The sequence below is a fragment of the Marinobacter psychrophilus genome, assembly GCF_001043175.1.
In the GTDB taxonomy this organism is placed as follows: Bacteria; Pseudomonadota; Gammaproteobacteria; order Pseudomonadales; family Oleiphilaceae; genus Marinobacter; species Marinobacter psychrophilus.
On sequence record NZ_CP011494.1, the window covers coordinates 255,382 to 277,302 of the forward strand.

The window sequence follows — 21,921 nt, forward strand, 5'->3', positions numbered from 1 at the left end:
GTTTATGTTCCTGTTTCCAGCCTCCCAGTTTTCAACTCTGTTCTCCGCTCTGTTCAGCCATTATCGCCGCCATCCCCTGCAACTGCTGGCGCTGGCGCTGATGATTATGCTGGCCACCATGTTGTGGACCGGCGTGAATCACCTGACGACTCAGGCGCGAGCCAGTCTGGGCCAGAGCGAGCAGGCCGTGGCCGCACGCAGTCAGTTAGAGCGCATTGATGGCCAGGCACTGACGGTGGCTGATTTTGTAACCCTGCGCCGTGCCGGCCTGTGCGTAACGCCCTGGCTGGAAGTGGAGCGCCCGGGGCAGGGCGGCCGGTTGGTGGGGGTAGACCCGCTGGCCGCTGGTTGCTTTGCGCAAGCTGCCCCTGCTGGCAGTAACAACAGCCCTGAACCAATAGACAGTCCTGAGTCGTCAAAAGAACCTGCGCCGGCCTGGGTCCCAGTGTTAAACGGGGAGCCTTTTATCGACATCAGCGAAGCCGTGGCGCTGGCGCAGAATGTCGCCCCGGGCAAGGTAAGCCTGAGCCTGTTAATCGTGCCGCCTGAGCCGGCATCTGCTTTGCCCGCAGATTATCGGATGACGGGTTTCTCATTGGGCCCTGACACCGGCGAGTTGGGCGACAGCTTTCTGTTGAATCTAGACGCTCTGGGATTTTTAGTGTTGTTGATTACGGCCTTGCTGCTGCGCAGCGTTTACCAATTGGGCATAGCCCAGCGCCGTGACAGCTTTGCCCTGCTGCAGCGGTTTGGCGTTATGCCGTCAGCCATTAACCAAGTATTACTGGTCGAAATTCTGCTGTTGGCGCTGCTGAGCGTGGTACCGGGTGTGTGGCTTGGGCGCCTGCTGGCGGGTACCGTGAGCGGTGGTTTTGGTCAAGCTTTGGACAGCCTGTTCGATACTCCGCTGTACGCCAGCCAATCAGAAAACTGGCTTACGCCGATAGCGACCATGATGGCCATCGTGCTGTTGGTGTGCCTGGCGCAGAATGTGCGGGCGCTGCTGTTGCGCTCGGCGGCCATGTTGCCGTTCGCTTTACCGGCGAAGTTTTTGACTGGATTTGGAGTGAGGCCGTGGCCTTGGTTGGCGATGTCTTTGGCTGCGGCCGGCCTGGCGATGGCGCTGATGGCGCAGTCACTGCCGCTGGTGTTTTTTGCGGTCGCGCTGGTGTTTGCCGCTACCGGTATTGCCGCGCCATTTACCATTGCCGCGCTGTCTGCAACCCTTGCCCGGAAAACGCAGGAGCCATTAGCGCGCTGGCGCCACACCGAGCTTGGGGTTATGGCGCGCAGGCTGGCATTGCCTTTGGTTGCGTTGCAGTTTGCGCTGGCGATGGTGTTGGCGGTGCAGGCATTGGTAACTGTGTTTGAAGCCACCTTTGATGAGTGGCTGGGCCAGCGCTTAGCCGCCGATTATTTTATTGAAGTGCCTGCCGGTGCCAGCGCAGATGCGGCGGCGCAGTGGCTGGCTGCGCAGCCAGAGCTGGCGCAAAGCGGCGACTGGCATCAAGTGGTGAGCGGCGTAGCGCAATTGCCGGCAGCGGCGGATCCAAAAATGAATGACCCGAAAGTGGCTGATTCAAAAATAGGCAGAAAAGCGCAGTCGGTTGACTTGCTCGCGTTGGGGCCTGTTGGCCCGCTACTGACCATGTGGAGCCTGCAGGCTGCGGATGACCAGCCCTGGCAGGGTTTTGCAGCGGGTGAAGGCGTTATGGTGAACGAGCAGTTGGCGCGTCGTTACCCGTTGGCGGTAGGGGATACCTTGGTGCTGACATTGGCGAACACTCGGCTTGAACTGCCGGTGCTGGCGATTTATGCGGATTACGGCCGCCCCGCCGGGGAAGTGTTGGTCAATATTGAGCTCTTGCCGGACGAGTTTGTGCCGGCGTTTGAAAGTTTTTCGATCAGCACAGGCGCAAGCGACATGACGACGATAACCGATGGCCTTCAGCGGCTATGGCAGGTAGAAAGCGTGCGGGTACGTGATAATAAGCGAATCCGCGAGTTGGCCGATGCGGTGTTCGACCAGACGTTTTTGCTGACCCGCGCCATGACCTTTGTCACTCTGGTGCTGGCGGCGGTTGCCTTACTGATTATGGGCTGGGTGTTTTTCAGCACCCGGGCCTGGTATTTTCGCTTGCTTCAGGTGTGGGGACTCACCAAACGCCAGGTTCTGGCGCAGCTGGGCCAGCTGGCGCTTACCCTGACTCTGTCGATTACCCTGTTGGCATTGCCGCTCGGCGTCTGGTTGACCTGGGTTCTGGTGCATCGAATTAATCCATTGGCTTTTGGCTGGTCTTTACCGATGGCGATCTACCCAGGATTCTGGCTTCAGTTGGGGGTTGTGAGTGTCTTGATCGGGCTTAGCATTACGCTGCTGATGCGCAGCCAGCTTGGCGGAAGTGGCCCAAAACCGGTTTCCGCCGCCAGCCTGCGAGGTGATGAACGATGATAAAAACACAAAAATGGCCCACAGGTTTTTTTCAAAAAGTCGCAACTCTTGTGTTGCTATCCGCCTCTGTGCTGTTGGCAGGGTGCTCGCAAGAGCAAGACACCGGTGGTTTTGCCGGCCTGGCTCAGGCCATCGACAGCAGTCAGAGTGAGCCCTTCTTACAGCCAGGGCCGGGGGATCGGCTGCGTTTTCCCGATGACTGGGGCCCGCACCCGCAACATCGTATTGAATGGTGGTATTTAACGGCCAATCTGAAAACCGCAGACGGCGAGCCGGTAGGCGTGCAGTGGACCCAGTTTCGCCAGGCTATTGAACCACGCCCTGCATCAGAACAGCCGCCGGCAGCAGAACTGTGGCCGTTGCAGGCAGCCTGGATGGCTCATGCGGCGGTCAGCCTTAAAGGTGAACATCGATTTGCCGAAAAATTCGCTCGCGGCGACATTGGCCAGGCCGGGGCCGTGGCCAGCCCATTGGATATCTGGCTTGATGACTGGCGGCTGACCGAGCAGCCTGACGGCGCCTTACGCCTGCAGGTGAACACGTCCGAGTGGGGTTACGATCTGCTGTTGCAAGTTCAGGGCGAACCAGTGGCTCATGGTGACCAGGGTTTCAGCGCGAAGTCTGCAAGCGGCGAGGGCTCAATGTATTTTAGCCTGGTTGACATTGCCATCAGCGGTGAGCTGACACTTGAGGGCGAAACCCAAACGGTGACTGGCAGAGGATGGTTTGATCGGGAGTGGAGCAGCCAGTTTTTGAAAACCGGGCAGCAGGGCTGGGATTGGTTTGCTCTTCACCTGGAAAGTGGAGACAAGCTGATGGCATTCCGTTTGCGGGATGGCAGCGGCAGCTTCCAGTCTGGCACCTGGATTCCTGAAAACGGTGACCCTGTGGCGCTGAGCCCTGAGGAGCTGAGCCTGCAGGAACTTGATTGGCGCAACAATGTGCCGGTGCGCTGGCGGCTGAGTATTCCGGCTCATCAGGTAGACCTGGAACTGAGCGCGCCGTCCGGTGATTATCTCAATCGGGGGCTTTTCCCCTATTGGGAAAGTCCGGTCAGTGTGTCAGGCAGTCACTCTGGCGAGGGTTACATGGAACTGACCGGTTATTAAGGCGCAGTGAGTCGGCTAGTCCAGATGTGGCGGCTCCAAACCGACCATTAAATCCTGGATGCCTCGGTGCCATTGCTGTCTGAGGGTAAGGAAATACTCGCACTGTTCTTCCACACGGTCTACAAAACAGGGCTTCAAGCCGTCCTTACGATAGATCGCAACGTCTAACGGCATCCCTACGGACAGATTGCTTTTCATGGTGGAGTCGAATGAAATCAGGGCACACTGGTAGGCACGGTCCAGAGAGGTGTGATAATTCATCACTCGATCGAGAATCGGCTTGCCGTACTTGGATTCGCCGATCTGGAAATAGGGGGTTTCTTCCGTCGCCTCAATGAAGTTACCTTCCGGGTAGATATTAAAAAGGCGCGGTTCTTCTCCCTGGATCTGGCCGCCAAGAATGAGGGAACAGCTAAAATCCACATGACTCAGTTTGCCATCGGGGTTATCCCGGCGGATCACTTCGCGCATGGTCTGGCCGACAATCTCGGCGGTTTCAAACATGCATTTGGTGTTGAGTACGTTCGTTACGTCTGTAATTGCCCGTCGTTCAAGCAGGCTGATCACACTCTGGCTGGTCGCCAGGTTGCCGGCCGATAACAGAACCAGTTCGCGTTCCCCCGGCTGCTCAAAGATATGCATCTTTCGAAATGTGGAAATCTGGTCAAAACCGGCGTTGGTCCGAGAGTCGGATGCGAACAACAAACCGTCGGCAAGTCGCATCGCTACGCAATAGGTCATGTAGCCCTCCTGATAAGGCTTTGTATAGCGCGCGTAGTCTAATCACAACTCTCGGCCAGGTGTGAGTAATTTATTTTCGCATTTTTATAATTCTGTTACTGACTGCCTGTCGCTTCCGTTACCCATGCGCGGGTTTCCATCAGCTCCATGCCGCCGCCGCTGCGTACGCCCCTGACCGGCGCAGCATCCCGGTAATCAAGCCCCACCGCCAGTTTTATGTGGCTTTCAGCCACAATCAGGGTGTTGACCACATCAAAGGTCAGCCAGTTGCTACCGATCCACGCTTCTGCCCAGGCATGAGTGACGACATGATCAGTGCTGGCGGAATGAATGTAGCCGCTGACGTAGCGGGCAGGAACGCCAATATGGCGGCAACAGGCAATAAAAATATGGGTGTGATCCTGGCACACGCCGGCACCCAGCTTGAAGGCTTCGCTGGCGGTATGGGTAACCGTAGTCGCACCGGGCATAAACGCAATATGCTCACGAAGGTGTGTCATCAGACGCACCAGGCTGCGCTTGTTGCATGAGTATTGACTGGCGAATTTTTTGAGGGCCTCGTCTGTCTCTGTCAGGGCCGTGTGCCTCAGGAATACCTGGGGCGGAAAGGGTGAGTCGTCACGGGTCAGTGGTTTACCGGTCAGGTCCACTACGCCTTCTGCCGTCAAAACAATCTCCGGGACAGCCTCATCAAGGGTCATCACGGTCACCGGATTGCCGAACCCGTCCATCATCTGGCTGGTTTCGCCCGGCGTGTGAAGCTTCCAGTCATGAATCCGTTGCTGGGGTGTGTTCTTCGGTGTCAAACGGATATATTGAGTACTGTTCTGAACCGGGGTTTCGTAGGTGTATCGTGTCTCATGATGAATTTTGAGTCTCATTGCTGCCACCCCATATAGTCCTTCTGGATTTGTCCGGCAATACCCTGAATGCGATCTAAAAAGTCCACCAGATACGCATTCAGCCCGCGCTCTTCTATAAAATCACGGTCGCCAAAGTGAATATTGGCGTACAGGCTGGAAGCCAGGCGGCGGGAACGCTTTGCGCTGCCGCTTTCAATCCGTTCGAGCAGGCTGGAAATTTCTTTCAGGCAGCCGTGCAGCGAGCGGGGCACATCAGGCTTTAAAATGAGCAGTTCTGCCACATTCATCGGCTCCAGATTGTGGCCGTAGGTATTCTGATAGGCCTCGAAGGCCGCCAGTGAGTGCAGAACGGCAGTCCACTCGAAAAATGCTCGGGTGGCTTGTTCTTCCATGGCTTTCATCGCCATTACATGACGGATGTCGAGCACCCGGGCGGTGGTGTCAGCCCGTTCGATAAAAGTGCCCAGGCGCAAAAAGTGAAAAGCGTCATTGCGCAGCAAAGTGCCGTAGGCCGCGCCTCTGAACATGTGAGAACGTTCCCGAACCCAGTCAAAAACACTGCTGGCATTGGATTCGGTTACGCCTTTCTTTTGCAGCTCTTTGAGCTCAAGCCAGGCCTGGTTGATGCTTTCCCATACGTCAGCTGACAGGTTGCCCCGAACGTGCAGGGCATTATCACGTGCGCTTCGGATAATATTGAATACGCTGGCCGGATGGCGATCATCCAGCAGCAGAAAGTCAATCAGGTTCTGGGGTGTGATGTCATCATAGTATTCAAAGAAGACCTCCCGGGTTCCGGAAACCAATAATGGGACCGATAGCTGTTCAATCCGGTCTTCTGGTACATCAATCAGGGCCATGGTCAGACTGACATCAAGGAGTCTTGCCTGGCTTTCTGCCCGTTCGAGATAACGGGCCATCCAGAACAGACTGGAGGCAGCGCGGCTCAGCATAAATCATCCTCCATTACCCAGGTGTCTTTGGTGCCGCCACCCTGAGACGAATTCACCACCAGTGAACCCTCTTTCAGGGCCACGCGGGTCAAGCCGCCAGGGACCATCTGTATTTTCTTGCCCGAAAGCACAAACGGGCGAAGGTCCAGGTGTCGGGGTGCAACGCCCTCATTCACAAAAGTTGGGCAAGTGGACAGGCTCAGAGTGGGTTGGGCAATGTAATCCTGCGGCCGGGCTTTGAGTAGGCTGCGGAAGGTGGAAAGCTCTTCTTTGCTGGCCATGGGGCCAATCAGCATGCCGAAGCCACCGGCTCCCTGAGCCTCTTTCACCACCAATTCTGGCAGGTGGTCCAGAACGTATTGCAAATCTTTTTCCTTACGACACTGCCAGGTGGGGACGTTTTTCAGGATAGGTTCTTCATCCAGGTAGAAACGAATCATGTCGGGTACGTAAGGATAGATAGACTTGTCGTCTGCAACCCCGGTACCCATGGCATTGGTCAGCACGACATTGCCGGTACGATAGGCCGCGTAAAGCCCGGGGACTCCGATCATAGAATCTGGGTTGCCTGCCAGAGGGTCCAAGAAGTCGTCGTCGATGCGGCGGTAAATAACGTCTACCTGCTGAGGACCAATCGTCGTTTTCATAAAGACCTTGTTCTGGTGAACAAACAGGTCTGCACCTTCCACCAGTTCCACGCCCATTTGCCGTGCCAGGAAAGCGTGCTCGAAATAGGCACTGTTGAAACGACCGGGGGTTAACACCACTACCGTGGGGTTCGGCTTGAGGGACGCTGCCCGCAGGGTTTCGCTCAGCAGGTTAGGGTAATGGTCAATTGGAGCGACCGGTGAGTGGGCAAACAGATGCGGGAAAAGCCGCATCATCATTCTCCGGTTCTCGAGCATGTAGGACACGCCGCTGGGGCAGCGAAGGTTGTCCTCCAGTACATAGAAATCGCCGTCGTTGTGGCGGATCAGGTCAATACCGGCAATATGGGCGTACAGGTTGCGAGGCAGTTTCAGATCCTGCATGCCGGGCTGGTACTGAGGGTTTGAAAAGACTTGTTCCGCACTGATAACCCCGGCCCGAACGATGTCATAACCGTGGTAGATATCGAACAGGAAACGATTGAGTGCCTGCACTCTCTGGCGCAGTCCGGCCTGAAGCTTCTGCCAGTCGCTGGAAGATATAACGCGTGGGATAAGGTCAAACGGAATGAGTCGGTCTGCGCCCTGATCTTCGCCATAGACATTGAAAGTGATGCCCAGTCGCTGGAATAACACGTCGGCTTCCCGTCGCTTGTCTGCGATCAGGCTTTCATCCGAGTTTGCGAGCCAATCTTCGAGTATCTTGCAATGTGGCCGTATTTGATTGTTTTGATCGAATAATTCGTCATACAGGCCTTTGCCTGGTGTCTGAATTAGCATGGTTCTGCTCGTCTCTCTGGCCCGTGCCGATGAAGTTAGCACCTCTACTAGTATTGATTAGCAAAAGACGGGCCAGTCGATGAAGGTTGATAAATATTGTGCCCCTTAATAAAGGCGACGGTTGGGAATCTGTCGATTCAGAGCGGGCAAAATTCAACAGGCGGCTATAGAACCGCCAGTTGAAAGGTACGAGCAAGTGAAGTGTCCAATTCGGAGGGCGTGACGCCTGTGCAGTGGACACTGACGTCGGCGCCGCTGAACGCTTATTTCTCGATCAGATCCAGCAGAGGCTTCAATCGCGCCTTCAGCGGGGTTGTATTATTGCACTAATAAAGTGCAATAAAGTCAGATTCTGCGCAAAAACCGATCAGGCCGGCTACCAGATGATACTTTCTACCGGAACCGGCCCGGATTGCATATCGATTACCGTATCTTGGCCCGGTAGCTGGCCGTCGATGATGTCACGGAGCTGAATTTCCTGTTCCGCCTGATGGCCCGACAGGTCAATAATGATCTCAACCCGTCGGTTTTTTGCTCTGTTCTCGGCCGAATCGTTATCTACCCGTGGCGCGGTATCTGACAAGCCTTTTACCGCCAGTCGTTTGGCCTCGACGGTTCCGCTGGTCAGCAACGCGTTGGCCACAGAGGCGGCGCGGGCGGCAGACAGATCCCAGTTGCTGTAAAACCGGTCGGTACGGATGGGGATGTCGTCTGTGTGGCCTTCTATCGTCAATTTGCCGGGAATAATGGCCAGTACTTCGGCCATTTCTAGCAGCAGGCTTTGGAAATCTCTGGTGAGCTTGGCCGATCCAGACGGAAACGAGCCTTTTTCTTCCACTCGAATCACAATACGGTACTGGTCCTGAGTCACAGCTATGTGGCCATCTTTGAGTGCCGGCCCGAGTACCTTGCGCAGTTGTTCCAACTGCACCTGTATTTTTTCCTGCTCGGCAGTTTCGGTAGCACTGTCGACGGCACCCTTCAAGGTATCCAATTCCGGTTTCTGATCGGTAGTAGCCTGCTTTATTTCATTGATTACGGTGGGCTCGGGCGGCGCCGACGAGAAATTGTCGAATATGATGCTGGTGCCCAGAGGAATTTCCACAGCGGGCACATCGCGCTGAACACCGAAGGCTGCGGACAGTTCGCCGGCAATCTGTTTGAATTTCTGAGCGTCGATTTCAGAAAACGACAGTAACAGCACAAAAAAGCACATCAACAGCGACATCAGGTCGGCAAATGTCACAACCCACGCCGGGATGCCAGGCTTCTCTTCTTCCGGGAAGTCTTCCATCGGTTAGCTGTCTGCCGCGGCAGCACTGGCTTCTTCAGATACCTTGTCGCGCTCTTTGGGAGACAGATAACTGGACAGCATCTGCTCGATAATTCGCGGGTTGACACCTTCTTGAATAGCGCCCAGTGCGTCTATATAAAGCGACTGCATGCGGGCTTCCTGGGTCATTCGCAATGACAGTTTGTCCGCAATCGGTGAGGCAATCATGGTCGCTATCATGGCACCGTATAATGTAGTTAGAAGCGCAACCGCCATGGCAGGGCCAATGGATTTCGGGTCTTCCATATTGGACAGCATTTGGACCAGGCCAATCAGCGTGCCAATCATGCCCATGGCGGGGCCAACGTCTGCGAAGGCGGTGAATACCTTGGCGCCAGAGCGGTTGTGCTCCAGGGTCATCAGTTGCTCTTTGCTGAGCAGTTGTTTGATGGTGGCACCGTCCTGGCCGTCGACCAACATCTGAATGCCGTTACTAAGAAACGGCGAACTTACCTCGCGCCCTTCCAGGCCCAGCACGCCCTGGCGCCGCGCCACATTCGCAATATCTACCAGTTCATCGATGGCTGCGCGGGTTTCTGGAAGTTTGAACTTGAAAGCGCGAATCGCTGCTTTAAATGCGCCTAGAAACTGCTGAAAACTGAATTTGGCCAAAACCACCAAAAGACTACCGCCAATAACAATCAGCAGCGCTGGGGCGTTGAGGAAAACGTCTGGTGACACGCCTAAAATAACCGCCGAGGCGATCAACATCATCGCCCCAACCAGGCCAATCAGAGTGGCAAAATCCACAGTAACTCCAGAATACTCAAGTTGTTGTTATAGAGAGAGCCGGTGTTACCGACTCGTTTTTGCGCGGGCTTTGTTAGTTTGTGTCTTGTAGTTCTTTCCATGCTGCATAACGGTGTAGGTCTGACTCCACCAGTTTCAGGCACAAGGCAACCACGCCTAAGTCGTCTACGAAGCCGATGGACAAAATCAGGTCTGGAATCAGGTCCAGCGGGTTTAAAACGTAAATCAATGCGCCAACAATGGCGGCGATGCTTTTCCACGGTATGCTGCGATAACGACCGTTATAGTAATCTCGCACCAATAAAAACATCAGCTCAATGTCTGTTGTGAACCGTTTAAGCTTACCACTGTTTTTGACCTTTTCCTCTATCGTCTGCTGCTTTTCTAACAGGCGTTGAATATCCGCTTGTTTGACCTTGTCAGACTCCGATTTCAGCTGTCTGCTGGCGGTGCGTTCACTAATAGATGCCATAGCATGTCTCGGCTGAAGGTCGATGGGTCAGGACAGCGGCCAGTCAGCTGCATCAACGGTGTGCAGCCCCACGGGCTGCTCGGCGTGGCCGTTCCAGCGGTCAACAAAGGTACCGTTGGGGTCGTGTTGCTGGGCTTGCTTGTCCAGGTTAAACCGCCGCAAACCGCGGGGATCGGCGCCCACGCCCGCCAGATACTGCCAATTCCCGTAATTGCTGGCGACATCATAATCAATTAATTGTTGTTCAAACCAGGCTGCACCATAGCGCCAGTCCAGCTCTAGCTCATTAATAAAACAGCTGGCGACCAGTTGGCGGCTGCGGTTGCTGATATAACCGGTCTCCCGCAGTTGGTTCATCGCCGCGTTTACCAGCGGATAAGAGGTGTTTCCTTCGCACCAGGCCTTGAAACGGTGGCCGTAGAAAGTCACAGACTGGCGCTTGCCTTGCACACCGTCACGGCGGAATAACTCAGATCCGTGCCGCAGGGCATACCAGTAAAAATATTCGCGCCAAAGAACTTCAAACCACAGCCAGTATGTGGATTCGTTGCTGGTATGTTGCTGCTCATACAAGCTGATGCTGTCTGCGATCTCGCGCGCTGATAGGCAACCATGAGCAAGCCAGGGCGAGAACTTGGAGGATGAATTCCAGTCGTCCAATGCGTTGCGGGTCTCTTTGTAGGTGTCGATCGCGTGAGTACCCGCTAAAAAATCTCGCAAGCGTGCCAGGCCAGCCTGTTCACCGCCGCTGAATGGTGACGGCTGTGTGGGTTCCTGGATGGCAGGGCATTCACCGCGGTTATCGTCTGGTAAACCGGGCGCCGGCGGCAGCATTTTTACCGTTGGGATGCGTAATCGCTCAGGTCCTCTGTCGCCCTTTTTTTCAATCAGTTTGCGAAACTGGGAAAAAGTCGCCGGCAAGTCCTGTAAGGGCATCGGTAGCAAACTTTCGGTAAACAGGCTTAGGGTTTCGTATTGCGTGAACGCTATTTTCGGGAGCTTGTCCTGAAGAGTTTGCCACTGCACGGCTTCACGGGTACCGGGCTGGCGCGAACGCATAATTCGGCTGACGGCGTGGCCGTGGGCCAACGCAGGAATCACGGTTTCCGGGTCGCCCCAGGCGATGTGCAGGCGCTGGCCCAAAGCGCGCAGGCTGCGTTCCAGCCCGATCAGGCTCTGCCACAAAAACCGCCAGCGGTGGTGGCCCATGGTTTTACACTGTAACGGCCCGGGCTTGAACCATCGTGGTTCCACGACGTACACGCACAGCAGCATGTCCGACTTGGACGCTGCCAGCAAGGCGGCGTTGTCGTGTAAGCGAAGATCTCTAGTAAACCAGTAAAGCGTGCGCAACGTAGACTCCTTCTTAAACCCAATATGGTTATAACACTACGCTTCCATGGGTTAAAAGGATTATCCACAACGCTTCCATGAAGGTTCGTTTAAGCCCGGCGGCTCTCTTCTGAATGTGAGCCAGATCGGCTTGGATAGGGCGGGGTATTGTCGGGCGCCAACAGGGTTGGCGCCCGGAATGTCACCCGTTCGAAAGCGGGTTTACAGTTCTTGAGCCGTAGGGCGCAAGATAATTTCGTTGATGTCTACATCATGGGGTTGCTCAATCGCGAAGACAATGGCGCGGGCAACCGAATCAGCGTTAATAGCGACCTTGTAAAGCTCCTCCGCTGCTTTGGCTGCATCGGGGTCGGTGATGGTGCTGGTCAGCTCGGTAGCAATCGCACCCGGCGAAATGTTGGTGCTGCGGATTTCGTCACCGGCTTCCATACGCAAGCCTTCAGACAGGGCTCTGACTGCGTATTTGGTCGCGCAATAAACTGCACCGCCCGGAAACACTTTGTGTCCGGCTACTGAAGATAAATTGATCACGTGTCCGCTGTGTTGTTCGCGCATGGTCGGTAGCACGGCCGCAATGCCATACAAAACGCCCTTGATGTTAACGTCTATCATCTGTTCCCACTCGTCTACCTTTAGAGCATCTAGTGGCGCCAGGGGCATAAGGCCGGCGTTATTGATCAGAACATCGATGCGGCCAAATTTGTTCTTGGCTGCTGCAGCGAGGCTTTCGACCTGTTTGCGATCGGTAACATCGGTGACCTGCCATAAGACCTCTGCACCTTTTGCTTCCAGCTCTTCGGCCAAAGACTTCAAACGGTCTTCCCTGCGGGCTGCCAATACCAGTTTGGCACCAAGGTCGGCCAGGTGGCGGGCGGTGGATTCGCCCAGACCGCTGCTAGCGCCTGTAATGATGACAATCTTGCCGTTAATCGGATCGTTGGTGCTACTCAAAGTTATTCTCCTGTTTTGATTAAAAATTCTGATTAGGCTTCAATAGTGAGCTTTTGCAATGTGGGGTAATCGATATAGCCGTGCTCATCGCCACCGTAGAAGGTGCTGTCATCCCAGATGTTGAGCGGTGCATTCTGGCGGAATCGCTCGGGCAGGTCCGGGTTGGCAATAAACGGGCGGCCGAAGGTCACCAGATCGCAACGGCCTTCGCGAATGCGCGTGCGGGCTTCTTCGGCTGTGTAGGCGCCGTTGGCGATGTAAGTACCTTTGTACACAGCCCGGATCGCATCGATGATGTCTTCCGGGCGGCCGTTGGCGTGATTGCCCTGGAACGAGTCCTCTACGACTTCGAGATAAGCGATCCCCAGGTCGTTCAGGTGTTTGGCAAAAGTACTAAAAGTCTCGGCCGGATTTTCATCGTGCATGTCATTGAAGCTGCCGGTCGGACCAACACGAACGCCCACTTTGTCTTTGCCCCAGACATCGATGACAGCCTGGATGACCATCAGCGGCAGACGCAGGCGATTCTCCAACGAGCCACCGTATTCGTCGGTGCGGTGGTTGCTGCCACTCTTTATAAATTGATCCAGCAGATAACCATTGGCGGCATGGACTTCAACACCATCAAATCCCGCTTCTTTCGCGTTCAGTGCACCTTGGCGATACTGCTCGACAATGCCAGCCATCTCGTGAGTGTCGAGCGCCCGGGGCTCAAGTACATCGACCATGCCAGAATCGACACTGATAAAGGTTCTGGCGCCTTCTGGCTTGATCGCGGAAGGTGCGACCGGCAGCTTGCCATCCGGTTGCAGTTCGGGGCGGGAGATGCGACCAACGTGCCACAGTTGCATGTGGATACGACCGCCGGCCAGGTGCACCGCCTCAGTTACCTTTTTCCAGCCATCAATTTGTTCCTGAGAATGAATTCCCGGCGTGAAGGCGTAACCCTTGCCCTGGGGAGAAATCTGCGTGGCTTCACTCAGGATCAGTCCAGCACTGGCTCGTTGCTGGTAATATTGGGTGTTCATGTCGTTCGGAACATCGCCTGGTTGGCTTGAACGTGAGCGGGTTAACGGTGACATCAGAACCCTGTTGGGCAGTGTGAGGCCACCCATAATCAAAGGCTGAAACAGCGGATCGTTCGGTTGTTGATTGCTCATCAAATATACTCATTTTAGATTAATTAATATTAATTAGACCAGTCTACTAGCGACTGCGTGAAAAAAAATCAGCCAACGCCAAGATATTGAGTGAAAAATACACGTGCAAACCGTTCCATGGGATCCGTTGATTTCACAACTTTTGACCTCAGAAGGGCGCCTTCCCAGCCAGACAGCAAAACACTGGCAGCATCTGAAGGGTTAATGTTGGAGTCAATGTCACCTGCAGTTTGTGCGTCGGATATACAGCGTTCAAAGCGTTTTTCCCAGCCGGTGAACACCTTATCCAGTCGAACGCGGAAGGTCTCGTTTTGTCCTGCAAGCTCCTGTCCTAAGTTACCCATCAGGCAACCACGGGTACAGTCGCAGTCAGTCATGCTCTCAAAGCCGGTATCGAAGTAGGCGCGCAGGCGATCCACGCAGGAACGACTACTGTCGTTGAGAATTCGGTCCAGCTTCGCATCATATTCGTCGGCGAAGGTATCAATGATCGCGAGGCCGAAGTCATTTTTGCTGCTAAAATAATGATAGAACGACCCTTTAGGTACGCCTGCAACCGTAAGAATGCCATTGATGCCGGTTGCACCAAAGCCCTTCGTGCCGATAAGGTCAGCGCCGGTTTGGATAATAAGATTGCGTGTGTCGTTTGTCGTCATGGCAACCATACTAGACCGATCGTCTAGAATACGTCAAACTCTTGGTATCCGGAATAACCGTAACTCTCTATTTTTAACTCTTTAACGTTAACTCTGCCTGCAAGGAGATATCCCGTGATTAAATCCCGTGCCGCCGTGGCCTTCGCTGCCAATCAGCCGTTGGAAATTGTAGAAGTGGATGTCGCACCGCCTCAGGAAGGCGAGGTTCTGGTGCGTATTGTGGCCACCGGTGTCTGCCATACTGATGCCTACACCCTGTCAGGCGCCGACCCCGAGGGCCTGTTTCCGACCATTTTGGGCCATGAGGGTGGCGGTATTGTTGAAGCTGTGGGCCTGGGTGTGAAAAACCTGAAAGTGGGCGACCATGTGATCCCGCTTTACACCGCCGAATGCGGTGAGTGTAAATTTTGTACCTCTGGCAAGACCAACCTTTGCGGCGCCGTGCGCGCAACACAGGGTAAAGGTGTGATGCCAGACGGCACCTCGCGCTTCAGCTACAAAGGCGAGCCTATTTACCACTACATGGGCTGCTCAACTTTCTCTGAATACACCGTGCTGCCGGAAATCTCGCTGGCTAAAATTCCTAAAGAAGCACCGTTGGAAAAAGTGTGCCTACTGGGCTGCGGTGTAACCACCGGTATCGGCGCCGTGCTGAACACCGCCAAGGTAGAAGAAGGGGCCACGGTCGCAATCTTCGGTTTGGGTGGTATTGGCCTGGCGGCTATTATCGGCGCCAAAATGGCCAAAGCCGGTCGTATTATTGCTGTTGACATTAACCCGGGAAAGTTCGATATCGCGAAGCAGTTGGGTGCCACCGATGTTGTCAACCCGAAAGATCACGACAAGCCAATTCAGGACGTGATCATCGAAATGACCGACGGGGGTGTGGACTATTCCTTCGAATGCGTGGGCAATGTACAGCTAATGCGCGCTGCGCTGGAGTGTTGCCACAAGGGCTGGGGTGAATCCATCATCATCGGCGTGGCTGGTGCCGGCCAGGAAATTAGCACTCGCCCGTTCCAGCTGGTGACCGGCCGAGTCTGGAAAGGCTCTGCTTTTGGCGGTGTAAAAGGCCGTACCGAACTGCCTGGTTACGTGGCAAAAGCCGAGAGCGGCGACATTCCGCTAGACGTATTTATTACCCACAACATGCCGCTGGAAGACATCAATAAAGCGTTTGATCTGATGCATGAGGGCAAGAGCATTCGGACAGTGATTCATTTCTGACGCGGTGAACATCTGATGCTGACGGCACGAGTAATTTTGCTCCAACACCGCTAGCAAGTTCACAAAAAAACCCGATTGAGTTTCTCAATCGGGTTTTTTTGTATCCAAGATCAAACAGTTTTGCATGTTCAGGCAATAGATTTGAGTGTTGATCGCAGCTATTCATTCATATAAGGTAAACTCGTTAACAATAAATACAATGGTGTCGATCATGTTCTCTCAATCGCTTGCTACGTCAACAATATTTCACGGTGTGCATCCTGAAGAAGTTTCAGCGTTCGTGAATCAGCATATTGGAGGCCACAGCTTGGACATGTTGGGTGGTGATAACCGCGCTGCAAGCCTGAGTTTCGGCGAATTTGCAGGCCTCGGGTTATCAAAAATTAGCTACGGTAACTCTGTCAGAGTGAAAACCCCTGCATTGGATGACATTTACCATCTTCAGGTGGTTACCCGAGGGGAGTGCCGCTGGCGTCAAGGGGGCGAGAGTTTAAAAGTACGTCTTGGGCAGGCGCTGATGGTGAATCCAGATGAAGCTATTGATCTGGAATACACTCAGGAATGCGAAAAGGTTATTATCAAAATCCCTGTGGACTTGATGAAATCGGTTTGCAGCAGTGGAGCCTCTGCCGGGGTACAGCCGGTGCGTTTCAGTCGGATTCCAGTTGATATGAGGTTAAGTCCATCTCTCACCAACTTGCTTGCTGCGGTATTTTCAGAGTTCGATGAGTCTGGTGATACAGGTTTTGGGCCTATCTCTTTGTCGTATCGCGAAATTGTATTGAGGAAGCTGCTCAACGTATTTCCCAATGATTGGAGCGCTTCAGACAATGCTCAACCAATTCCCCCTTCGATGGAGCGAATTGTTGCTTATATTGAAAAAAATATAAAAGAAGATATTGACCTTGAAGCGCTTGCACACGTTTCGAATATGAGCGTTCGTTCTATTTACAATGGTTTTTCCCGAGCGTTTTCAACGACACCTAAAAGTTATGTGAAGCTCCTCAAGCTTAGAAGTCTGAGGAACGACTTACTGCAGGGGCATTGCCGTAACGTCACCGAAGTAGCTTTAGATTACGGCTTCAGTCACCTCGGTCGTTTTTCGTCCGATTACCGCAAGTTGTTCGGTGAATTGCCGTCTGAAACCATGCGCTTAGTGGGCTGACCACAAATTTGACGGGTGACCTTGTTCACGCACAGACGTACTTGATTGAACAGTTCAAAGCCTTCCCTTATGTCTGTATCTCGTTCAAGGCCAAGCAGCGTGATGACGGTAACAATGTTCCCATTCAAATCGAATATTGGCATGCTAAGAACATTGATTTCGGGCAGATAGTCGCTGAAAAATGCGCAGTAGCCATTTTCACGCACCATTTCTAAATGACTTCCGAGTTTCTCCCGGGGTATGTCTTTTTTGTTGTGTTTGGGAAGTGTGCGAGACTGCCGGTAACAATTACTAATTAGCTCCTGGCGCCTGTCCAGTGGCATGTGGGCTAGATATATACGGCCAGAAGCCGAGTTTAAAGCTGAAAGCTCAGCTCCCAGGCGCACGTTAACGGCTATCGGCTGACTGGAATCGAGCCACTTGATAACTAAAGGCCCATTGCCGTTCCAAACGGTGACAGAGACTGTCTTGTCAGTTTCTTCGTTTAACAGGTCAACAGCTTCGTAGGACAACTGTATTGGGTTGATTCGGCGCAGTGCTGAGATGCCAAGCGTGAGGCTTGAGTTCCCCAGCGTATACTGCGTTTGATTGACATGGTTAATGTAGCCCTCGCGTAGAAGACTCACTAGATATTTGTGGGCACGGCTTGGGGACAAATTCAAAGCCCCTGACAGTTCTTTCAAAGTAGGTGGTTTTGCGGCCGTAGATATGTAGTCAAGAACACGAAGACCGATCTCTAGGGAGCTAATTCCTTGTCTTTTTGGACTTTCCTCTGCCATGAATAGTGCCGTCGTAAAGTTGCTAGCTTGATTCGGATATAAAATGATAACAGACGCCGGAAAGATAGTCGGCGTCTGTTATTTCAAACCGATAACTTATGATTCTAACTTTCTGATCTAGAATGCGTATTTTGCCATTACCTCGACTTGTTGGCCTTTGGGGAGGAGGGGGCCAAACGCCAGATTGTATTTGCGCCACTCAACTCCAACTTCAAGACCTTGTGCAACGGTATGGATCAGGTTGACTCGTTGAGCTTCATAATCCGTGTTGGCGATGTCATCCACTTCCACCGCCGTATAGGCCACGTTTGCTCGCCATTCAGGGTTTATCACATAGCGGAAGCCGATATCGAAACCTGCTTGGCTAACAGCTTCGCCGTTCTCGGTGTCGGGTGAGCTCAGGCTATTGTTGACGCCGACACCAGTAAAGGCACCCAAGCCCCTGCCATAGTGAGCATTCAGGTTAATACTGTGGGGCCCAAGCATAAACTTGGAGCCAATAGCACCGCCACCGACAAAATCACCATTAACCAGCTCACGACCAGAAGCAGTCAGAATTACACGATGGCCACCGTCGAAATTCAGGTTATAGTTTACAGCCAGGTCGGGAGTGTCGGCATCGTTATTCACAGGATCTTGAGCGGTCAGGCGAAAACCTGCAACTTCATGGCTTATCAGGTTTGTGCGGAAATTAAAGCCGCCAAGGGTGCCTCGAGGGCCGCCCAGAAAGTCTAGATAGTCATGATAGGCGACTGCCCAGAACTGACCGGTCCAAGTTTGTCCTACCGTTGTTTGATCAATCTTGATGAATGCATGGCGCAAACGAAGGTCGTTATTTTCACCGGGATATGTGCCGCCATAAAAATCACTCTCAACAAAACCGACAATTGTGTGGCCCTGTTTTTCTGTAACAGTTTTGAGGTTAACACGGCTTTGATTGGAGCGGCCGAAGATGCGGGAGTCACCGTCATCTACTTTTTCATAGATAGCCTCAGCCTTGAAATACCCTCCGATGCTGAATGTTGTGTCGTTAAATTCGCCAAGTTCGATAGCATAAGCGGAAGGTGCAACGCTGACGGTGGATGCAACCGCCATCGCCAACAGTGAGTTACGATAGTTCATTTGTTGTTTCCTTATTGTTTGACGTCTGAACTATCGGCTATTAACTCTTCGTCAAATATCCAGGAAATGAACACTCCTATCCATTTCTTGTATGTTTAAACACTAAGCGCTGTTTCAACTTCCTGTAGATTCTGAGCGAGCTCTTCAGAACTGCCAGAAAAGTGCACTTTACCCTTAACAACTACAACATGATGGTCACACAATTTTCTAAGGGCTCTGATGTTCTTGTCCACCACCAGTGTCGAAATGCCAGACTCCCTGATGGTGGCGATTACATTCCAGATGTCTTCGCGGATCAGTGGTGCAAGCCCTTCTGTGGCTTCATCAAGGATCATCAATCGCGGGTTGGTTGCGAGCGCCCGACCTATGGCCAGCATTTGCTGTTCGCCTCCAGAAAGCTCCGTACCTAGGTTCGATAGCCTTTCCTGAAGCCGAGGGAAAGTGGCCATTACCCTATCAAAATCCCAGCTTTTGTCGCCGTTACTGCTCGGACGGGCTGCCATTTGCAGATGTTCTTTCACTGTCAGGTTGTGAAACATGCCTCTACCTTCTGGCACGTATGCAATATCGCGTCGCATTCGCTTCCAGGTAGGCAGTTTGGTGATGTCTTCACCATCGAAATAAACGTGGCCACTGCGGGGCGAAACAATGCCGAGAATTGACTTGAGCGTAGTGGTTTTGCCCATGCCGTTACGGCCCATCAGACTCATTGACTTGCCTTTGTCCAAGCAAAATGACAAGTCATGGAGGATATGGCTGCGACCGTAAAGAGTATTGAGGTTTTTAACTTCCAACAAGCTATTATTCATGCTGTTTCCTCTTCCTCTTTGCCCAGGTAAGCCTCTTTTACTCGTGGTTCATTGCGTACTTCATCTACTGTGCCAGTAATCAAGTGCGTGCCGTTATCAAGCACAGTCAGCTGATCCGAAAGTTCGAAAATGGCATCCATATCGTGCTCGACTAGCACAATGCTGTATGACTTCTTGAGTTCGTTTAACAATTCGATAATGCGTAAAGACTCTTCGTGCCCCATGCCGGCCATAGGTTCGTCCAGCAGCAGGATGCAAGGATCAGTCGCTAACACCATAGCCAACTCAAGTTGCCGCTGCTCGCCGTAGGAAATCTCAGCGGCAATGGAGCTAATCCGATTGCTCAGGCCAACTTGGAGGAGAGCTTTTTCAGCCGCTTCTGTGACCATTTTATTGGAATGACGTGATGCAAATAGGTTAAAGCTGCCGGTAAAGCGGCGTTGGGTCGCAATGGCGCAGTTTTCCAAGCACGTTATATCGGCGTAGATATTAGTTTTTTGAAAGCTGCGGCCAATACCGCGGCGCACAAAATTCCATGGCTTCATGCCTTCAATTTGTTCGCCGTTGTGAAAAATACAGCCGCTGCTTGGTTTCAAAGCTCCGCACAGCATATTTAACAACGTGCTCTTTCCGGCGCCGTTGGGACCCACCACGCCGTGTAGTTGCTTGTCATGAAACTGCAGCGAAATGTCGTTCAACGCTTTAATGCCGCCCCAGTGTTTGCTCAGAGATTCGGTTTCCAAAATAATTTTGTTAGCCATGGTCACTTCTCCAGCAATTTTTCAAGGTAGCCGGTAAGGCCTTTGCGTAATAACAGAACCATTAAGATGATGGAACCACCCATAAACAACATCCAGTTTTCGCTCATATGCTCGAAGAAATACTGCAGGCCTTCGTATGTGATTGTGCCAAGAATGGCACCATAAATAGTTCCTATACCGCCCAGAATAGACATCACCAGAGCTGTGCCGGACATTTCCCACGTCATAAACTGAGGATTGACATAGCCGTACTGCAGAGCAAACAGAAGCCCTGCGTAGGCCGCTAAGGTGCTGCCTATGACATAACTGATTAATTTAAAGCTGAAGATGTTGTAGCCCAGAGCTTCAGTTCGTGCCGGATTTAGCCTGCTTGCTTCGACAATACGACCAAAGCGTGAGCGCAAAACAATTTTGATGGTCAGTAGCGTGATCAACACGCCGAGTAGTGCCAAATAATAGAAGTGTGTCGGATTGTCTAGGTTCAGAAAGCTAAGGCCAAAAATGCTGGTGTCAGGTTTTATGAAAATAAACAAGCCGTCACCACCACCAAAATGCAGGGAATCGAAGAAAAAGTAATAGGCCATTTGTGATATCGCGAGGGTAATCATGATGAAGTAAATGCCAGAGGTGCGCAGCACTACGACTCCGACTACCAGCGCCACAAAAGCACTGACACACATGATATAGATGGCGTATATCCAAAAGTTAACCGCTTCATACTCCGGGGTGAGAATAACGAAAAGGTACCCGCCTAGTCCGTAGAACAGTGCGTGGCCCAACGTAACCAAGCCCACTCGTCCCACCAGAAAATCCAGCGACATTACAAAGATGGCGAGGATCAGAACAGTTGTGGCCTTACCTACAAAGAAGGAGTTGGACTCCAGAAAAAGCGGGATACAGAGCGCGATTACAAAAAAAGTTGCCAGGAAAATACGTTCAGTGCGTTTTTCGAAAATCATGGTCGGCTCCCGCCTACTTGGAAAATAGGCCCTGGGGCTTAACCAGCAGCACCAGGATCATAAAGATGTAGATAATCATGTTGGACATGCTCGGTATGAGCACTGCAGCGAAGGTGCTGATCACGCCGACCAGCAGCGCACCTACGAAAGCACCTTTAATAGAGCCCATGCCGCCAATCACGACGACCACAAAGCAGGTAATCAGTACGCTTTCGCCCATGCCCGGCACAATTGACCTCATTGGAGCGGCGATAATTCCCGAAATGGCGGCGAGCATAACGCCGATGGCGAACACGATGGTGTAAAGGTTTTTGATATTCACGCCGAGTGCTTCTACCATCTCGCGGTTTGATTCTCCTGCGCGTATCAGCATTCCTAGCCGCGTTTTGCTGACGACAAAATACAGAGCCGCCGCAATGCCGATGCAGATTAGAGCCGCAAAAATGCGATAGATGGGGTAGCTCGAGTTGTCGGTAAAGGGAATAGAACCGCTTAATGCATCCGGCACGCTAACGCCGTGAGGGTCGTTACCCCAGAGAATGCTTTGTAGGGCGTTGAATACAAAAATCATACCGATCGTAAGCAGTACTTGATCCAAGTGATTTCGATTGTAAAGCCGCTGTATCAAGAGCCTTTCTATAAGAATTCCTAAGCCAAGAGCGATCACGGCGGAAAGAGCAGCTGCAGCGGTAAAACTGCCGGTGACAGCCGCGAAATACCATACAAGATAAGCACCCACCATATACATTGAACCATGAGCAAGATTGAGAATGCCCATGACGCCGAAGATCAAGGTGAGACCAGAGGCAATCAGAAAAAGGAGAAGCCCGTACTGAACACCATTAACGAGTTGTACAAAAAACAGTTCGGCAGACATAT

21 protein-coding genes are annotated in these 21,921 nt (G+C 52.7%); 4 read left to right on the top strand and 17 right to left on the bottom strand.

Annotation, left to right across the window (positions count from 1 at the left end; translation table 11 throughout):
• Positions 1 to 4: 4 nt before the first annotated feature.
• Positions 5 to 2,452 carry an ABC transporter permease gene (locus tag ABA45_RS01085; protein ID WP_048383724.1) on the top strand — a complete coding sequence of 816 codons (2,448 nt, stop codon included), beginning with the start codon at positions 5 to 7 and terminating at the stop codon, positions 2,450 to 2,452.
• Positions 2,449 to 3,561, top strand: coding sequence for a lipocalin-like domain-containing protein (locus ABA45_RS01090; protein ID WP_048383726.1), 1,113 nt, complete (start codon positions 2,449 to 2,451; stop codon positions 3,559 to 3,561). The genes ABA45_RS01085 and ABA45_RS01090 overlap by 4 nt, the downstream gene beginning before the upstream one ends.
• A 15-nt stretch (positions 3,562 to 3,576) precedes the next feature.
• Here the strand turns inward: ABA45_RS01090 and ABA45_RS01095 are convergent, their stop codons facing one another.
• From ABA45_RS01095 to ABA45_RS01145, 11 genes are all read right to left on the bottom strand, one after another.
• Positions 3,577 to 4,302 (bottom strand): proteasome-type protease, encoded by a 726-nt coding sequence (locus ABA45_RS01095; protein WP_048383729.1) that lies wholly within the window; start codon positions 4,300 to 4,302, stop codon positions 3,577 to 3,579.
• Positions 4,303 to 4,397: 95 nt separating this feature from the next.
• Positions 4,398 to 5,183 carry a transglutaminase family protein gene (locus ABA45_RS01100; protein WP_048383730.1) on the bottom strand — a complete coding sequence of 262 codons (786 nt, stop codon included), beginning with the start codon at positions 5,181 to 5,183 and terminating at the stop codon, positions 4,398 to 4,400.
• The gene (locus tag ABA45_RS01105) at positions 5,180 to 6,118 is read right to left on the bottom strand and encodes an alpha-E domain-containing protein (RefSeq protein WP_048383732.1); all 939 of its coding nucleotides are present in this window, start codon (positions 6,116 to 6,118) and stop codon (positions 5,180 to 5,182) included. The genes ABA45_RS01100 and ABA45_RS01105 overlap by 4 nt, the downstream gene beginning before the upstream one ends.
• Positions 6,112 to 7,545, bottom strand: coding sequence for a circularly permuted type 2 ATP-grasp protein (locus tag ABA45_RS01110; RefSeq protein WP_048383734.1), 1,434 nt, complete (start codon positions 7,543 to 7,545; stop codon positions 6,112 to 6,114). Before ABA45_RS01110 ends, ABA45_RS01105 begins: the two co-directional genes overlap by 7 nt.
• Before the next feature lie 376 nt (positions 7,546 to 7,921).
• Positions 7,922 to 8,839: a MotB family protein gene (locus tag ABA45_RS01115; protein WP_048383736.1), complete on the bottom strand. Its 918-nt coding sequence runs from the start codon at positions 8,837 to 8,839 to the stop codon at positions 7,922 to 7,924.
• Positions 8,840 to 8,842: 3 nt separating this feature from the next.
• On the bottom strand, positions 8,843 to 9,628 hold the full coding sequence (locus ABA45_RS01120; protein ID WP_048383738.1) for a MotA/TolQ/ExbB proton channel family protein: 786 nt from the start codon (positions 9,626 to 9,628) through the stop codon (positions 8,843 to 8,845).
• Positions 9,629 to 9,701: 73 nt separating this feature from the next.
• Complete coding sequence (locus ABA45_RS01125; protein ID WP_048383740.1) at positions 9,702 to 10,100, bottom strand: YkvA family protein; 399 nt, start codon at positions 10,098 to 10,100, stop codon at positions 9,702 to 9,704.
• A 27-nt stretch (positions 10,101 to 10,127) separates the two neighbouring features.
• Entirely contained in the window at positions 10,128 to 11,453 is a 1,326-nt protein-coding gene (locus ABA45_RS01130; RefSeq protein WP_048383744.1) for a DASH family cryptochrome, read from the bottom strand.
• A 201-nt stretch (positions 11,454 to 11,654) separates the two neighbouring features.
• On the bottom strand, positions 11,655 to 12,404 hold the full coding sequence (locus tag ABA45_RS01135) for an SDR family oxidoreductase (RefSeq protein ID WP_048383746.1): 750 nt from the start codon (positions 12,402 to 12,404) through the stop codon (positions 11,655 to 11,657).
• 32 nt (positions 12,405 to 12,436) lie between these two features.
• Positions 12,437 to 13,564 carry an alkene reductase gene (locus ABA45_RS01140; protein ID WP_048383748.1) on the bottom strand — a complete coding sequence of 376 codons (1,128 nt, stop codon included), beginning with the start codon at positions 13,562 to 13,564 and terminating at the stop codon, positions 12,437 to 12,439.
• Between the two features lie 68 nt (positions 13,565 to 13,632).
• Positions 13,633 to 14,220, bottom strand: coding sequence for a TetR/AcrR family transcriptional regulator (locus tag ABA45_RS01145; protein WP_048388545.1), 588 nt, complete (start codon positions 14,218 to 14,220; stop codon positions 13,633 to 13,635).
• A 114-nt stretch (positions 14,221 to 14,334) separates the two neighbouring features.
• Between ABA45_RS01145 and ABA45_RS01150 the strand changes: the two genes are divergently transcribed.
• Both ABA45_RS01150 and ABA45_RS01155 read left to right on the top strand, forming a co-directional pair.
• Positions 14,335 to 15,447, top strand: a complete 1,113-nt coding sequence (locus tag ABA45_RS01150) for an S-(hydroxymethyl)glutathione dehydrogenase/class III alcohol dehydrogenase (RefSeq protein ID WP_048383750.1) — start codon at positions 14,335 to 14,337, stop codon at positions 15,445 to 15,447.
• Positions 15,448 to 15,658: 211 nt separating this feature from the next.
• Positions 15,659 to 16,612 (top strand): AraC family transcriptional regulator, encoded by a 954-nt coding sequence (locus tag ABA45_RS01155; protein WP_048383752.1) that lies wholly within the window; start codon positions 15,659 to 15,661, stop codon positions 16,610 to 16,612.
• On the opposite strand, the gene ABA45_RS18365 is transcribed toward ABA45_RS01155, so the two are convergent.
• The 6 genes from ABA45_RS18365 to ABA45_RS01180 all read right to left on the bottom strand — a co-directional run bounded on the left by ABA45_RS18365 (position 16,558) and on the right by ABA45_RS01180 (position 21,919).
• Positions 16,558 to 17,391 (bottom strand): IclR family transcriptional regulator, encoded by an 834-nt coding sequence (locus ABA45_RS18365; protein WP_084708244.1) that lies wholly within the window; start codon positions 17,389 to 17,391, stop codon positions 16,558 to 16,560. The genes ABA45_RS01155 and ABA45_RS18365 overlap by 55 nt on opposite strands.
• Positions 17,392 to 17,508: 117 nt before the next feature.
• Complete coding sequence (locus tag ABA45_RS01160; RefSeq protein WP_048383754.1) at positions 17,509 to 18,513, bottom strand: porin; 1,005 nt, start codon at positions 18,511 to 18,513, stop codon at positions 17,509 to 17,511.
• Between the two features lie 95 nt (positions 18,514 to 18,608).
• On the bottom strand, positions 18,609 to 19,322 hold the full coding sequence (locus tag ABA45_RS01165; protein ID WP_048383756.1) for an ABC transporter ATP-binding protein: 714 nt from the start codon (positions 19,320 to 19,322) through the stop codon (positions 18,609 to 18,611).
• Complete coding sequence (locus ABA45_RS01170) at positions 19,319 to 20,083, bottom strand: ABC transporter ATP-binding protein (RefSeq protein ID WP_048383758.1); 765 nt, start codon at positions 20,081 to 20,083, stop codon at positions 19,319 to 19,321. Before ABA45_RS01170 ends, ABA45_RS01165 begins: the two co-directional genes overlap by 4 nt.
• A 2-nt stretch (positions 20,084 to 20,085) precedes the next feature.
• The gene (locus tag ABA45_RS01175) at positions 20,086 to 21,042 is read right to left on the bottom strand and encodes a branched-chain amino acid ABC transporter permease (protein WP_048383760.1); all 957 of its coding nucleotides are present in this window, start codon (positions 21,040 to 21,042) and stop codon (positions 20,086 to 20,088) included.
• A 13-nt stretch (positions 21,043 to 21,055) separates the two neighbouring features.
• Entirely contained in the window at positions 21,056 to 21,919 is an 864-nt protein-coding gene (locus tag ABA45_RS01180; RefSeq protein ID WP_048383761.1) for a branched-chain amino acid ABC transporter permease, read from the bottom strand.
• Positions 21,920 to 21,921: the final 2 nt, after the last annotated feature.